10 protein-coding genes and 1 pseudogene are annotated in these 15,883 nt (G+C 66.1%); 3 read left to right on the forward strand and 8 right to left on the reverse strand.

Annotated elements, in window-relative coordinates:
• Window positions 1-186 precede the first annotated feature (186 nt).
• The 3 genes and pseudogenes from HWX55_RS31870 to HWX55_RS36225 all read right to left on the reverse strand — a co-directional run.
• Window positions 187-711, reverse strand: coding sequence for a response regulator (locus HWX55_RS31870; RefSeq protein WP_175978604.1), 525 nt, complete (start codon window positions 709-711; stop codon window positions 187-189).
• 614 nt (window positions 712-1,325) lie between these two features.
• The gene (locus HWX55_RS31875) at window positions 1,326-2,804 is read right to left on the reverse strand and encodes a sensor domain-containing diguanylate cyclase (protein ID WP_175978605.1); all 1,479 of its coding nucleotides are present in this window, start codon (window positions 2,802-2,804) and stop codon (window positions 1,326-1,328) included.
• Between the two features lie 196 nt (window positions 2,805-3,000).
• Window positions 3,001-3,259 (reverse strand): annotated as a pseudogene (locus HWX55_RS36225) (IS3 family transposase); the annotation flags it as partial.
• A 607-nt stretch (window positions 3,260-3,866) separates the two neighbouring features.
• Between HWX55_RS36225 and HWX55_RS31880 the strand changes: the two are divergent.
• Entirely contained in the window at window positions 3,867-6,008 is a 2,142-nt protein-coding gene (locus HWX55_RS31880) for a hypothetical protein (RefSeq protein ID WP_175978606.1), read from the forward strand.
• Between the two features lie 97 nt (window positions 6,009-6,105).
• Here HWX55_RS31880 and HWX55_RS31885 read toward each other — a convergent pair whose 3' ends face one another.
• The 5 genes from HWX55_RS31885 to HWX55_RS31905 form a co-directional block, all read right to left on the reverse strand.
• Entirely contained in the window at window positions 6,106-7,506 is a 1,401-nt protein-coding gene (locus tag HWX55_RS31885) for a sensor domain-containing diguanylate cyclase (protein WP_175978607.1), read from the reverse strand.
• Window positions 7,507-7,768: 262 nt separating this feature from the next.
• Entirely contained in the window at window positions 7,769-8,947 is a 1,179-nt protein-coding gene (locus HWX55_RS31890) for an acetyl-CoA C-acyltransferase (protein WP_089467655.1), read from the reverse strand.
• Between the two features lie 39 nt (window positions 8,948-8,986).
• A complete protein-coding gene (gene pncA, locus HWX55_RS31895; RefSeq protein ID WP_175978608.1) occupies window positions 8,987-9,619 on the reverse strand; it encodes a bifunctional nicotinamidase/pyrazinamidase in 633 nt (210 codons plus the stop codon).
• Between the two features lie 44 nt (window positions 9,620-9,663).
• Complete coding sequence (locus HWX55_RS31900; protein WP_175978609.1) at window positions 9,664-11,748, reverse strand: 3-hydroxyacyl-CoA dehydrogenase NAD-binding domain-containing protein; 2,085 nt, start codon at window positions 11,746-11,748, stop codon at window positions 9,664-9,666.
• Window positions 11,749-11,949: 201 nt separating this feature from the next.
• On the reverse strand, window positions 11,950-13,593 hold the full coding sequence (locus tag HWX55_RS31905) for a 3-(methylthio)propionyl-CoA ligase (RefSeq protein ID WP_175978610.1): 1,644 nt from the start codon (window positions 13,591-13,593) through the stop codon (window positions 11,950-11,952).
• A 177-nt stretch (window positions 13,594-13,770) separates the two neighbouring features.
• On the opposite strand from HWX55_RS31905, the gene HWX55_RS31910 reads away from it, so the two are divergent.
• Together HWX55_RS31910 and msrB are read left to right on the forward strand one after the other, a co-directional pair.
• On the forward strand, window positions 13,771-15,339 hold the full coding sequence (locus tag HWX55_RS31910; protein ID WP_175978611.1) for a protein adenylyltransferase SelO: 1,569 nt from the start codon (window positions 13,771-13,773) through the stop codon (window positions 15,337-15,339).
• Window positions 15,340-15,383: 44 nt separating this feature from the next.
• Window positions 15,384-15,815, forward strand: a complete 432-nt coding sequence (gene msrB, locus HWX55_RS31915; RefSeq protein WP_069232789.1) for a peptide-methionine (R)-S-oxide reductase MsrB — start codon at window positions 15,384-15,386, stop codon at window positions 15,813-15,815.
• Window positions 15,816-15,883 lie beyond the last annotated feature (68 nt).

A 15,883-nucleotide genomic window follows, 5' to 3' on the forward strand; every position in this document is an offset into this window, starting at 1 on the left:
AGCTATCGTTTCAGAAACAGCACGACACAGCCAAAAAAGGAGAGAAAGAAGACCCAGATACCCACCGAATAACCCGCAAAGCTGGTCCAAGGGGTGGGTCAGAATTCAATGCAAATCGTGGGTCAGGATTCCATGCAAATCAACATCGAGGCTGACGAGCGCTGGCAGGCTCACCCGAGCGCGTGTTCATTGCGATTCACGGGTAGAAGCCCGCCTAAAAGGCGAATCTTGCGACTCCCTGTCGTCATTGGGATTCAGTTGTCGATCGCCCATGGCGACAAGCGGCATAGAATCAAAGTCACTTGTTGGCACGGCCGCATGCACCGGATCGCTACCACGAGTGATGTCGGCCGGAGTGCTTTGCCCCGCGACAAGCTCGCGCACCGTTTGCGCAACTGCTCGCCAAGAAACGGGCTTACGGAAGAATGCGTTCCATAACCCATCCTCAGCGGGAGCCTCCGCTGCGGACATCAATACGACGGGAACCGAGCAATGCATAGGATCAGCGCGTAGCGCCCGCGTGAGCGATACCCCGTCCATGAGTGGCATTGACATATCCGTCATTACTAGGTCCACCGCGGTTTCCGCTATCTTGGCAAGGGCTTCGACACCGTTTCGAGCGGAAGCAACTTGATAGCCCGCGACTTCAAGAAGCACGCGATACGTCTGCAGCATGAGTTCGTCGTCGTCGACAAGAAGGATCGTCGTCATTACAAGCACCCCAGATGCGGCCCCCAGTCCGCAGTGAGCTTCTAGTTTGCCTTTTGGAATGCTGTTGCACTAGTCCGATGATTAAGTGACCGAACATAGACGCAAACGCGCTGTTGCAGCAGCAGCGGCCGTACCCCTCAACGTCCATGGTCACGCTATAGCTTGAAGCTCAGCGCGCGAAAAAGGGGGTATCGAAGGGGGTATCAAGCGCATAATTTTCCGGCTCCAACCATACAAATCAATAACTTATTGTCATGCATGTCAATTCAACTTCCACATGACGATATGTCTGATCACTTCGGTTGCTCCTGTTCGTGTTGGTTCGGCGCTTGGCCGGGAACCCTTGCCAGCGGGGCACATTACGCCCGTTCGCCGGTCGCTTTCGTTCGCTCGGGATCTCGTCCGGTTGGAAAAAGCGGGCATCTTTGAAATCTTCACGGAAGATACCCACTTTCTCACCGTATCACTTACCGGCGTCAAGACGCCGACAAGCGAAGGCAGGCGACAAGCCTACCAAACTTACTGACGGCAATGGACTGTGTCTTGACGTGGGTCCGTCAGCTTCGGTCACCGCCGACATGAGTCTGACGAACGGCGCAATGCAACCATCCCCATCACTCCGCCGGCTGCAGCGCGGCAACCTTGTTCCGCCCGGTCGCCTTTGCGTAATACAGTGCCTCATCCGCCGCCTTGATCACGGCATCCGGCTGCCCTTCCTGATCCGGCATCCAGCACGCGAGGCCAATGCTCGCCGTCACACGTCCGTATTCGCTGCCCGCGTGCTCGAGGGCCAACGCATCGATTGCCGCGCGAATCCGCTCGGCGATCTGCGCCGCGCCGGTTTGTGGCGTGTCGGGAAGCAGCACGACGAACTCCTCCCCGCCATAACGCGCCGCCGTATCGGCCGGCCGGCGAATATTCTCGCCGATGCACCGCGCGACCGCCGCCAACGCATCGTCCCCGGCCTGGTGACCGTACGTGTCGTTGTAAGCCTTGAACCGGTCCACATCGACGAACAGCAGCGAGAAAACGGAATGCGCACGTCGTGCGCGACGCCACTCCTGGTCCAGCACCTCGCCAAAGCTGCGACGATTGCTCAGGCCGGTGAGACCGTCCGTCCGGGCGAGCAGCACGAGTTCCGATTCCGCCCGCATACGGCGCCGTAGCTGCGAACCGAGCAGAAAGGACAGCGCGATGAACGCCGCCCCGAACGTCGCGACCAGTCCACCGATCGTGATCGCACGTTGCCGCCATGCGGCGTAAATGTCCTGCTCGGCCTCTGCCACCATGATGATCAGCGGCAGTTTCGGCAAATGCTTGAAGTAGTACAGGCGGCGCACGCCGTCGATCGATGACGTTTCGGAGAAGGCGCCCTCTCGCGCGGTCTGGAACCGCCGGAACGTCGCGGCTTTGCTGATGTCGCGGCCGATGGTATGCACATCGTACGGCTGACGCATCACTATCTTGCCGTCTTCGCCGATCAGCGAAATCGAGCCATGCTTGCCAAGCGAAAGCCCGGCGAAGAGCTGATGGAAATAATCAAGATTGACCGCGATAACGGCAATGCCGCCAAACGATCCATCGGGGTTCGAAATCCGCCGCGTGAGCGCGATACTGAGCTTTCCTCCACGCAAACGGGAGACGAACGGGTCACTGATATAGAGTCCGACGTTCGGATTGTCGCGGTGGACCGTGAAGTATCGGCGATCGGCGAAATTGCCCTTGCGCGGTTCGTCGTAGCCGGAATCCAGAACGATATTGCCGCCTGCATCCATCACGAGCATCGAACCGAGAAATTCCGCGGTCATCGCGTGATCGAACAGCACCGACCGGCGCAGGCTCGGCGAAGCGTCCATCACATCGTGGCGCTGCAACCCATGGATGACCGCCTGCAAAGACAGGTCGTACAACTCGATATTGCGTTCGATGTCGCGTTCGGCGATAAGTCCGAGGTTGCGGGACGTTTCCCTTGCCCGCTCCATCGCGTCGTCGCGGCTCTGCAAGAGTTGCAGCACGCATAGCGCCATGAGCGCGCATGCGATCACGGAAGCAATCGCCACGATGAGGTAAGGGGCAGTCCTACGGGGATGCATGAGTCTCCTCGCTGCGAATGAGCGCCCCTTCCGTCGAGCGCAGATTGCTCATACTAAATCAGTTGGGCCGATATTCGCGCCCAGCGCGAACGGAAAGGCTCAGCCGCGGGCGATTATAAATATCCAGCGCGAAAAATTGTCCGCGCGTAGCGGGTTTCTGCCTCCCGATACACACGTTCGGCGCGCCTCTCCAGCGTGCGCTTCGGTCCCGGGCGACCGACTCGTGACGGTAGAGCGTGCGGGGCCACTGCAACGACGCGCAGGTCTGCCCTGGCTTGTGCCGAAACGCCGCTTCGAGTCCGTGACGTGTTCACGACGCCGGGAAGGCCTCAGCGCTTTTTGAAAGCACGTCGTGCAACGTGGCCTTGTCTGGCGACGAATCGGCCACGAACGAGCCGCTCGAGCGTCGCGCCGTCTTCGTCGAGCTGCTTCAGCCGGCAAAGCGCCGAAGGCGACGATGCGCGGTCGTGCGGGCATGCGCGGGAACGTGGATTGCTGACCGGCCTTCGCGCGCGTTTGCGACGCACGTCGGCCTGTCACGACGCCGACCGACACAATCCGGCGATTCGTTTCCTGTCCGGCATCGATCGCCGGCGCGATAGCGTATTGCCGACCGGTTTTCAACCGATATCTGGAATGCATTAATTCGATCCCATTGAATCGCACATTTTACCGGCGCGACGAGTAATAATTGCGACCGGCTTTCAATTTAATATTGGAAAACAAAAACATTATTGACGTCGACTTTCCCGCAAATTTAGAATCGCCTACGACGGCTTACGTATCGTTTTCCTCGCCGCTCCGGATTCGCCACTCACCTGCGCGAAGGCCCTTCGCGTTGACCTTCCGGCCGGGCATCGACGTGCGCCCCTGTCGTTTTCAGCCTTCGGCATTTATCGGCACTCGGCTACTTGCCAACTCGTTTCCTTTCGAAGAAACGCAATACCCCCATTCACTCCAGTCATTCGCCAAGAATGAATGCAAAGCAGCACCAAACGGACCCAAGATCCGCCAATTAGATATCCAGATAAAAAATCGCCAGTCATCAGGAGGGACATCAACATGCATCGCCTTGCGAAGTCGCTGTGTCTCGGGCTCGTCTGCGCCGGCCTGCTGTCGGCCTGCAACGACGACGACGTCCAGTCGACCACCCCGCCGTCGAACACCGCCGCGTTGTCGTTCCGCATGGATACCGGCGGCCAGATCAACGCGTTCTACCGACAGGACAAGGTCGCCGCGCACCTGCTGGTGCGCTCGTCGACGAAGCCGCGCCTGCTCGTGGTCTTCCCCGCCGGCAACAGCGGCACCGGGCTGTGGTTCGACGACACCGCGCAGCCGGTGAACTGGACCCTCGACACGCCGCCGTCCGCGCTGTCGGCCCCGGACGCACGCGGCCGCCCGCTGTACGGCATCGGCGCCGACGTGTCGGTCGACACCGCCACGCTGACGATCCGCCAGGGCGTGCTCAGCAACGTGCGCTTCCTGCGCGACTTCAACGGTGGCGCGACGATTCCGCAGCAGATCCTCACCGCGCCGACGGTCCAGGGCGGCACCGCGCAATGGCAACGCGACCGGCTCGACGGCGCGCCCGGCTATGCGCTGCGCATCACGCTGCGCGACGGCGGCAGCATCGCGCCGGCAGCGGGCGGCAAGCTCGTGCTGAACGCGCCGGCGGGCTCGCACACGCTGAAGCTGCACATCGATGCGCTGTCGGGCGAGACTCCGCTGTCGCCGATCACGCACGCGGACCTGTTCGCCCCGTCCGTGAATCCCGACCCGGTCAGCCAGAACGTGCTCGAATTCCTGAGCTTCAACGACAAGCTGCTGGCGGGCTCGTGGCAGTACGACACGTACTTCGGCCGCGACACGCTGATCTCGGTCCGCATGCTGATGCCCGTGCTCGAACCCGCGGCGATCGAAGCCGGGCTGTCGTCGGTGCTGAGCCGCCTGTCGGCCGACGGCAAGGTCGCGCACGAGGAAGGCATCGGCGAATTCGCGCTGGTCGACAACCAGAAGAACGGGCGGCCGAACGATCCGACACCGACCTACGACTACAAGATGATCGACAGCGACTACCTGCTCGCACCGATCGCGGCCGCGTGGCTGATCGACGATACGCGCGGCCAGGCGCGTGCGGCCGCGTATCTGGCGCAGCGCGGCAGCGACGGGCAGACCAACGGCAGCCGCCTCGTCGTCAATCTGCTGCACGTCGCGACGACCGCGCAGCCGTTCGCGCAGCAGCCGTCGGTCGCGAACCTGATTCACCTGCGGCCCGGCGAAATCGTCGGCAACTGGCGCGACAGTACCGACGGCCTCGGCGGCGGCGTGTACCCGTACGACGTGAACGCGGTGCTCGTGCCGGCCGCGCTGCGCGCGGCGAACGCGTTCCTCGCCCGCGGCCTGCTCGATCCGTATCTCGATGCCGGGCAGCGCGCGACGCTCGCCAACACGGCGAACGAAGCGGCCACGTGGGAAACGCAGGCGCCGCCGCTGTTCCAGGTCAGCGTGCCGGCCGCGCAGGCGGCCACCGACGTGTCGGCCTATGCGCCGTCCGCCGGCGTGCCGGCCGGCGCCGCGCCCAACGCGCCGCTGGCCTTCTATGCGCTCTCGCTCGACCAGCAGGGCAACCCGATCCCGGTGATGAATTCGGACGGCAGCTTCGCGCTGCTGTTCGGCACGCCGCCGGACGATCAGCTCCAGCGGATCGTCGCCGACGTCACGCGGCCGTTCCCGACCGGCCTCGTGACCGATGTCGGCATGCTGATCGCGAACCCCGCGTACGCGAACCCGTCGCTGTGGCCGAAATTCACGAGCTCCGCGTATCACGGCACGGTGATCTGGTCGTGGCAGCAGGCGATGTGGGTGGCCGGGCTCGATCGCCAGCTGGCGCGCCAGGACCTGTCGGCCACGACACGCACGCTGCTCACGCAGGCGCGGCAGACGATCTGGCAGGTGATCTCGAACGGACGCGACATGCGTACGTCGGAAATGTGGACGTGGTCCTACGTGAACGGCAAGTACCAGACCGACGCATTCGGCACGCGCAGCGCCGATGCGACCGAAGCCAACGCGGCGCAGCTCTGGAGTACGACGTATCTCGCGATCCGCGATCCGCAGCAGCGCGCGGGCAAGTACTGGTGGCAGGCGTCACAGCCGAAGCAGGACGGGCAGCCGAAGCAGGCGACGGCGGTGGCGACGCGCTAGCGCGTCGCCGCACGCGTGCCGACCGGCGCCGGCACCGGCACCGGTCGGCAAAAGCCCCGGGGGCGCCCCCGCCGCCGGCGCGGCGGTGACATGCGGATCATCGCGACACCACGCGGTTGCGCCCTTCGCGCTTCGCCTGGTACAGCCGCTCGTCGACTGCCCGCAGCAGCGCATCGACCGTGCCGCCGTCGACGCCGTATTGCGCGACGCCGACGCTGACCGTCACCTGCACGCGCTTGAAGTCCAGCCCGAACGGCGCACTCGCGATCGACGAACGCACGCGCTCGGCCGTCATCCGCGCGCCTTCGAGCGGCATCTCCGGCAGCAGCGCCATGAATTCCTCGCCGCCGACCCGCGCGAGCGCGCCCGCCGGCCGGATCGCCTCGAGGCACTGGCGCACGACGCCGCGCAGCACCTCGTCGCCGATCTGGTGCCCGTAGGCATCGTTGATGTTCTTGAAATTGTCGAGATCGAGCGCGAGCAGGCAGAACGGCGTGCCGTCGCGCTCGGCCCGCACGATTTCGCGCTCGACCTGCGCGATGAACTGCCGGCGGTTCGACGCGCCCGTCATCGGGTCGGTCGCGGCCATGTACTCGAGCTTCTGGTTCGTGCGCCGCAGCTCCTGCAGCGCGCTTTCGGTACGCGCCATCGATTCCGACAGCCGGCTCATCAGGTCTTCCTGGCTGTAGATCGCCGAGAACGAGCGCGTCGTCTGCAGCGCCTGCACGACGCCGTAACTCAGCAGGAAGAACCCGCCCGCGAAGATCGCATGCGCGAGCCACCACATGTGATTCCACGGCTTGCCGAGGATGAACGCGAGCGACGACAGCGCGAACGCCATGATCGACACGCCGTAGATCACCATCAGCGGCGAGCGGATCCGCCGTGCGAGCAGCAGGCACACGTTCAGCAGCGAGAACACCAGCGCGCCGCCTTCCATCGACAGCCGCGTGCCGAGCGCACCCGCGACCGGCGAATACGCGACGTACGCGACGGCCACGTTGACGATCAGGAAGAACACGATCCACGGCAGCCACGTCCGCACGCTCGTGCGCTTGTCGAGCCGGTCGGGCGGCCGCGAATACGACAGCAGCCCCGTGAGCAGCAACGCCGACATCACGAACCGCGACGCGGGCCCGTACAGCAGGAACAGCCAGATATTGTGGTGCGCCATCCCGGTGAACGCGCCGTGCAGCGCGTAGATCATCGCGAAGCCGAGAAAACCGAGCGTCAGCCAGCGCAGCAGCGGCTCGCCGGACGACCGGTAACACACCCACGTCACGTAGGTGACGAACGCACCTTCGAGCGTCGCCGCCGCGATCGCGATTTCATGGAAGGCGTGGTTCTCGAACACGACGCTCCGGTCGCTGAAGAACCACAGATAGGCAATCAGATAGGCTGGCAGCAACGCGAATCCGACCAGCAGGCATTTCGCGTAGAGCCTGGCGGCCGCGCTGACGACGCGCGGCGGTTCCCCGGCTGCATAGGTCGTACTCATTCGGTCCCCGGTCGGTCTGCTGCGTTGGTTCGAATCTTCGCGGCACGGCTGGCGCGACGCATGATCTGCCCCATCGTGCCGAAAGGCAAATGTCAGAGCAAGTATAGGAGGGGGAATTCGTTTGACAAGTCAGGGGAAACGGCATTGCCGGCCGCATGCCTTTTGCTTCCCGATCGTTGCGAATGGCGCATCGGTCGCGCCGATTGGCGGCGGCGGTGTGCGGTGACGCCGGAGCGCGACCGCGGCCGCCGCCGGTCAAAGATCAGAGGATTTCGAACAAGCCGGCCGCGCCCTGCCCGCCGCCGATACACATCGTGACGACCACGTACTTCACGCCGCGCCGCTTGCCCTCGATCAACGCATGGCCGGTCAGGCGCGCGCCCGACACGCCGTACGGATGGCCGACCGCGATCGCGCCGCCGTTCACGTTCAGGCGATCCTCGGGAATCCCGAGCGTGTCGCGGCAGTACAGCACCTGCACCGCGAACGCCTCGTTCAGTTCCCACAGGCCGATGTCGTCGACTGTCAGCCCGGCCTGCTTCAGCAGTTTGGGCACCGCGAACACCGGGCCGATGCCCATTTCATCCGGCTCGCAGCCGGCCACCGCGAAGCCGCGGAACGCGCCCAGCGGCTGCAGCCCTTCGCGCTGCGCAGCCTCGGCGCTCATCACGACGCATGCCGACGCACCGTCCGAGAACTGGCTCGCATTGCCCGCGGTGATCACGCCGCCCGGCACGGCCGAACGGATCTTCGACACGCCTTCGAGCGTCGTGTCGGGGCGGATGCCTTCGTCGGCCGAGACCGTCACTTCCTGCGTGAACAGGCGGCCCGTCGCCTTGTCGGCGATGCCCGCGAGCACGGTGATCGGCACGATCTCGTCGCGGAAACGCCCGGCTTCCTGCGCGGCCGCGGCCCGCAGTTGCGACTGCACGCCGTACGCGTCCTGGCGCTCCTTCGAGATCCCGTAGCGCTTCGCGACGTTCTCGGCGGTCTGCAGCATGTTCCAGTAGATCTCGGGCTTGTGCTGGACGAGCCAGCCTTCCTGCACCATGTGCCGGTTCATCTCGTTCTGCACGCACGAGATCGACTCGACGCCGCCGGCCACGTAAATCTCGCCTTCGCCCGCGATGATCCGCTGCGCGGCCAGCGCGATGGTCTGCAGCCCCGACGAACAGAAACGGTTCACCGTCATCCCCGGCACGCTCACCGGCAACCCGGCGCGCAGCGCGATCTGCCGCGCGATGTTCGCGCCGGTCGCGCCTTCGGGGTTTGCGCAGCCCATGATCACGTCCTCGACGCGCGCCGGGTCGAGCTTCGCGCGCTCGAGCGCAGCCGCGACCACGTGGCCGCCGAGCGTCGCGCCGTGCGTCATGTTGAAGGCGCCGCGCCAGGATTTCGCGAGCGGCGTGCGGGCGGTCGATACGATTACGGCTTCGGTCATGCGAGTCTCCTTCGGTCCTGCTTCATGTTGGGGTCTGCGCTACGCCGCCGGGCGCGCGCTGGCGGACGTCGCATGCACGACGCCCGCTGCCTGCATCTGCTGCCATGCGTGCGCGAGCGACCCGTTCAGGTCGATCGCGCGGCACGCATCGTTGATCACCGCGGCTTCGAAACCGGCCGCGCGCGCATCGAGCGCCGACCACGCGACGCAATAGTCGGTCGCGAGCCCGCAGCACCACACGCGCTTCGCGCCGAGTTCGCGCAGATAGCCCGCGAGCCCCGTGCGCGTCGTGCGGTCGGCTTCGACGAACGCGGAATAGCTGTCGACTTGCGCGTCGCCCCCCTTGCGGATCACGAGCCGCGCATGCGGGATGTCGAGGTCGCGATGCAGCGCCGCGCCGTCGGTGTCCTGCACGCAGTGCACGGGCCACAGCACCTGCTCGCCGTACGGCAGCGCGAGCGTCGAGAACGGCTCGCGGCCCGGATGGTTTGCCGCGAACGACACGTGCTCGCGCGGGTGCCAGTCCTGCGTGAGCACGATCTGGTCGAAGCGTTGCGCGAGCGCGTTGATCACGGGCACGACCGCATCGCCGTCGGGCACCGCGAGCGCGCCGCCCGGCATGAAGTCGTATTGCACGTCGATCACGAGCAGGACGTCGTCGGTGCGTTTCATTTCAATTCTCCTGGGTGAATCGGGCGCGCCGTCGTGCGATATCGTCAGCCGTTGAACCCGCGGCCGGCCTTCGCCCGTTCCGCGATCGACGGCGCGAGCTGCCATGCGTCGCCGTTCGGCGCGGCCGCATAGCGGCGAATCGCGCGCTCGACGTTGTAGAGGCCGACCATGTCCGCGTACAGCATCGGGCCGCCGCGCCACAGCGGGAAGCCATACCCGGTCAGGTAGACCATGTCGATATCGGACGCCTTCGACGCGATCTTCTCTTCGAGGATCTTCGCGCCTTCGTTGACGAGCGCGAACACCAGCCGCTCGACGATCTCGTCGTCGCCGATCTTGCGCCGCTCGACGCCGCGCTCCTTCGAGTACGCGACGACCATCTCGTCGACGAGCGACGACGGCTTCGCCTTGCGGTCGCCCGGCACGTAGTCGTACCAGCCGGCGCCCGTCTTCTGGCCGAAGCGGCCCTGTTCGCACAGGCGGTCGGCGATCTTCGAATAGTGCAGATTGGGCTGCTCGACGTAACGGCGCTTGCGGATCGCCCAGCCGATGTCGTTGCCGGCGAGGTCGCTCATCCGGAACGGCCCCATCGCGAAGCCGAACTTCTCGATCGCGCGATCGACCTGCGCGGGCAGCGCGCCTTCCTCGAGCATGAACAGCGCCTGGCGGATGTACTGCTCGATCATCCGGTTGCCGATGAAGCCGTCGCACACGCCCGACACGACCGCCGTCTTGCGGATCTTCTTCGCGACCGCCATCACGGTCGCGAGCACATCCTTCGCGGTCTGCGCGCCGCGCACGACCTCGAGCAGCTTCATCACGTTCGCCGGGCTGAAGAAGTGCATGCCGACGACGTCCTGCGGACGCTTCGTGAACGCCGCGATCTTGTCGACGTCGAGCGTCGACGTGTTCGACGCGAGGATCGCGCCCGGCTTCGCGACTTCGTCGAGCTTCTTGAACACCTGCTCCTTCACGCCGAGTTCCTCGAACACCGCTTCGACGATCAGGTCGGCGTCCTTCAGGTCGTCGTAGGACAGCGTCGGCGTGATCAGCGCGATGCGTGCGTCGAGCTTCTCCTGCGTGAGCTTGCCCTTCTTCACCTGCGCGTCGTAGTTCTTGCGGATCGTCGCGAGGCCGCGCTCGAGCGCATCCTGCTTCGTCTCGAGCAGCGTGACCGGCAGCCCCGCGTTGATGAAGTTCATCGCGATCCCGCCGCCCATCGTACCCGCGCCGATCACGCCGACCCGGCGGATCTCGCGCAGCGGCGTATCGGCCGGCACGTCGGGAATCTTGCTCGCCGCCCGCTCGCCGAAGAACGCATGGCGCAGCGCGCGGCTTTCCGGCGTCATCATCAGCGCGACGAAACCGTCGCGTTCCGCGACGCTGCCCTTGTCGAAGCCGTTCAGCACGCCGGCCTCGATCGCGTCGATACACTTGTGCGGCGCGGGGAAATTCGGCGCGGCGGCCCGCGCGGAGTTGCGCGCGAACTGGATGAAGCCCGCCGCGTTCTCGTGGACGATCTTGCGATCGCGCACGCGCGGATGCGGGCCGTTCTGCGCGCCGACCTTGCGCGCGAACGCGACGGCGGCGTCGAGCAGGTCGCCGTCGGCCATTTCGTCGAACAGCCCGCTCTTCGCGAGCTGCTCCGACGGCACCGGCGCGCCCGACACGATCATGTTCAGCGCGGTTTCGAGGCCGACCGCGCGCGGCAGGCGTTGTGTGCCGCCCGCGCCCGGCAGCAGCCCGAGCTTCACTTCGGGCAGCGCGACCTGCGCGCCGGGCGCGGCGATGCGGTAGTGCGCGCCGAGCGCAAGCTCCAGCCCGCCGCCCATCACGACGCTGTGCAGCGCCGCGACGACCGGCTTCGCGCTTGCCTCCACCGCGCGGATCACGGTGTGCAGCGTCGGCTCCTGCAGCGCCTTCGGCGTATTGAATTCGGTGATGTCGGCGCCACCCGAGAACGCGCGACCCGCGCCGGTCAGCACGATGGCCGTGACCGACGGATCCTGCGCGGCGCGATCGAGCGCGTCCATGACGCCCTGGCGGGTCGACAGGCCGAGCCCGTTGACGGGCGGATTGTTGAGCGTGATGACGGCCACGCCGTCGCGAGTCGAGTAATCCACTGCCATCTGCCTGCCTCCATGCATCGCGCGCCGGATTGGCTGCGCTTCATTGTGCGCGGTCGAACGGCCGCATGTCCGAATGAACGCAGGCAGCATACAACGAAAAAGCACGGTCGTTCAATTTGAATTTCGCTCCCGATCCGGGGACGGATCGGGGGATCGCATCGGGACCGAATCGCGGGCCGGCGGCGGCCCGGACGCGAAGGCTTACGGCGCGCACACCGCCGTCGGCAACACGTAATCGCGGAACGTTTCGCGCAGCTTCAGCTTCTGCAGCTTGCCGGTCGCGGTGTGCGGCAGCGATTCGACGAACACGACGTCGTCGGGAATCCACCATTTCGCGACCTTGCCCTCGTAGAACGCGAGCAGCGCGTCGCGGCTCAGGTTCGCGCCTTCGCGCGGCACCACGACGAGCAGCGGCCGCTCGGTCCATTTCGGGTGCGCGCACGCGATGCACGCGGCTTCGGCCACCCCGGGATGCGCGATCGCGACGTTCTCGATGTCGATCGAGCTGATCCACTCGCCGCCCGACTTGATCACGTCCTTGCTGCGGTCGGTAATCTGCAGGAAGCCGTCGGGGTCGATCGTCGCGACGTCGCCGGTCGGGAACCAGCCGTCCGCCAGCGGCGACGCATCGCCGCGAAAGTAGTGGTCGATCACCCACGGCCCGCGCACCTGCAGTTCGCCGAACGCGACACCGTCCCACGGCAACTCGCGGCCGTCGTCGCCGACGATCCGCATGTCGACGCCGCAGATCACGCGCCCCTGCTTCTCGAGCAGCCGGCGCTGCGCGTCGAGCGGCCGCTGCGACTGCGCCCAGTTGAGCTTCGCGAGCGTGCCGAGCGGCGACAGTTCGGTCATTCCCCACGCATGGATCACACGCACGCCGTATTCGTCCTCGAACGTGCGCAGCATCGCGGGCGGGCATGCGGAGCCGCCGATCACCGTGCGGTTCAGCGTCGAGAAACGCACGCCGGCCTCGCGCATGTAGTTCAGCAGGCCGAGCCACACGGTCGGCACGCCCGCGGAAAACGTCACGCGCTCGGCCTCCATCAGCTCGTACAGCGATTTCCCGTCGAGATCCTTGCCGGGCAGCACCAGCTTGCCGCCGGTGAGCGGCACCGCGTACGGCAGCCCCCATGCGTTGACGTGAAACATCGGCACGACGGGCAGCACGGCGTCCATCGCGGACAGGTTCATCGCGTCGGGCAGCGCGGCGCCGTATGCATGCAGCACGGTCGAGCGATGCGAATACAGCACGCCCTTCGGGTTTCCGGTCGTGCCCGACGTGTAGCAGAGCCCCGATGCCTGCTGCTCGTCGAGGCGCGGCCAGTCGTAGCGGCCGTCCTCGGCTTCGACGAGCGTTTCGTAGCAGAGGAACGGCGTCGCGCCGGACGGCAGGTGCGCGGCGTCCGTCATCGCGATCCAGCCCTTCACGTGCGGGCATTGCGGCGCGATCGCATCGACGAGCGGCGCGAAATTGATGTCGAAGAAGACGTAGCGGTCTTCCGCGTGATTGACGATGTACGCGATCTGTTCGGGGAACAGGCGCGGGTTGATCGTGTGGCACACGGCGCCCATCCCGCCGATCCCGTAATACGCTTCCAGATGCCGGTAGCCGTTCCACGCGAGCGTGCCGACGCGGTCGCCGGTTTCGACGCCGAGCCGCGCGAGCGCCTGCGCCAGTTGCTTCGCGCGGCGTTCGCAATCGCGATACGTGTAGCGATGCAGGTCGCCTTCGACGCGCTTCGACACGATTTCCGTGTCGCCCGCATGCCGCGCGGCATGCGCGATCAGCGACGACACCAGCAGCGGCACATCCATCATCTGGCCCAGCAACGGCTTACCCATCGTCTTGTTCTCCGTGAGGATGCGAATCGGTGACCCGCCTGGCGGCCGTTTCCATCCGGAAGCAGCCCGCATGCGCGCCCGTCGGCGGCCCGGACGGGCGTGGCGCACGATGCGCGGGCCGCCATGCGGGCGGCGCGACGCCGCCTTACAATATCGGCTTACCCAGAGGCGCTCAACATGTCGTTTTCCCGAAGCGCAGCCGATGCGGCTGACACCCTGCCCGACCTCGCCGCGACGCTCGGCGCGCCCGCCGAACGCGCGTTCGTCACGCTCGGCGACGCGTTTCATACGCGGCTGCCGGCCGCGCCGCTGGCCGCACCGTACGTCGTCGGCTTTTCCGACGAAGTCGCGCAACTGCTCGATCTGCCGTCCACGCTCGCCGCGCAGCCCGGCTTCGCCGAGCTGTTCGCCGGCAACCCGACGCGCGACTGGCCCGTGCATGCGATGCCGTACGCGTCGGTCTATTCCGGCCATCAGTTCGGCGTGTGGGCCGGCCAGCTCGGCGACGGCCGCGCGCTGACGATCGGCGAGTTGCCCGGCGCCGACGGCCGGCGCTACGAACTGCAGCTCAAGGGCGGCGGCCGCACGCCGTATTCGCGGATGGGCGACGGCCGTGCGGTGCTGCGCTCGTCGATCCGCGAATTCCTGTGCTCGGAAGCGATGCATCACCTCGGCATCCCGACCACGCGCGCGCTGACGGTGATCGGCTCCGACCAGCCGGTGGTGCGCGAGGAGATCGAGACGGCGGCCGTCGTCACGCGCGTGTCGGAAAGCTTCGTGCGCTTCGGCCACTTCGAGCACTTCTTCTCGAACGATCGCCCCGACCTGCTGCGCCAGCTGGCCGATCACGTGATCGACCGCTTCTATCCGGCCTGCCGCGACGCGGACGATCCGTACCTCGCGCTGCTCGAGGCCGCGACGCTGCGCACGGCCGACCTCGTCGCGCAATGGCAGGCGGTCGGCTTCTGCCACGGCGTGATGAACACCGACAACATGTCGATCCTCGGCGTGACGATCGACTACGGTCCGTTCGGCTTCGTCGATGCATTCGACGCGAACTACATCTGCAACCACTCGGACACCAACGGCCGCTATGCGTACCGGATGCAGCCGCGCATCGCGCACTGGAACTGCTATTGCCTCGCGCAGGCGCTGCTGCCGCTGATCGGGCTGCAGCACGGCATCGCCGACGACGACGCGCGCGCCGAGCGCGCGGTGGACGACGCCCAGGCCGTGCTCGCGAAGTTTCCGGAGCGCTTCGGTCCCGCGCTCGAACGCGCGATGCGCGCGAAGCTCGGCCTCGCGCTCGAACGCGACGGCGACGCCGAGCTCGCGAACAAGCTGCTCGAGACGATGCATGCGAGCCATGCGGATTTCACGCTGACGTTCCGCCGGCTCGCGCAGATCTCGAAGCACGACGCGAGCCGCGACGCGCCGGTGCGCGACCTGTTCATCGACCGCGAAGCGTTCGACGCATGGGCGAACCTCTACCGCGCGCGGCTGTCCGAGGAAACGCGCGACGACGCGGCCCGTTCGGTTGCAATGAACCGCGCGAACCCCAAATACGTGCTTCGCAACCATCTGGCCGAAGTTGCGATCCGGCGCGCGAAGGAAAAGGATTTTTCGGAAGTCGAGCGGCTCGCGCAGGTCCTGCGTCGCCCGTTCGACGAACAACCGGAGCATGAAGCGTACGCGGCGTTGCCGCCCGACTGGGCCGGCACGCTCGAAGTGAGCTGCTCGTCCTGAGCCCGCAACCCGCGCATCTCGACCGACCGATCAGGAGAACCCCGATGTCCCACGATTCCGACGACAAGACTTTCCCGTACCAGAAGGACGACGCCGAGCTGCGCCGCCGGCTCACGCCGATGCAGTACGAGGTCACGCAACACGCGGCGACCGAGCGCGCGTTCACCGGCGAATACACCGACACCGAGGATGCCGGCATCTACAAGTGCGTCGTCTGCAGCACGCCGCTGTTCGAATCCGGCGCCAAGTTCCATTCGGGCTGCGGCTGGCCCAGCTACTTCAAGCCGCTCAACGGCGAGGTGATCGACGAGAAGGTCGACTACTCGCACGGGATGGTGCGCGTCGAGGTGCGCTGCAACAATTGCGGCGCGCATCTGGGCCACGTGTTCGAGGACGGCCCGCGCGACCAGACCGGTTTGCGGTACTGCATCAATTCGGCTGCGTTAAACTTCGAGTCCCGACCCGAAAACGAATGAGCGGCGCCGGGCGGATCTGCCGGGCGGCCAGCCGCGGGCCGGCCGCCCCGATCCGCGACGGCGATGCC

It is taken from the genome of Burkholderia sp. BCC1047 (assembly GCF_902833155.1).
GTDB classification, from domain to species: domain Bacteria; phylum Pseudomonadota; class Gammaproteobacteria; order Burkholderiales; family Burkholderiaceae; genus Burkholderia; species Burkholderia sola.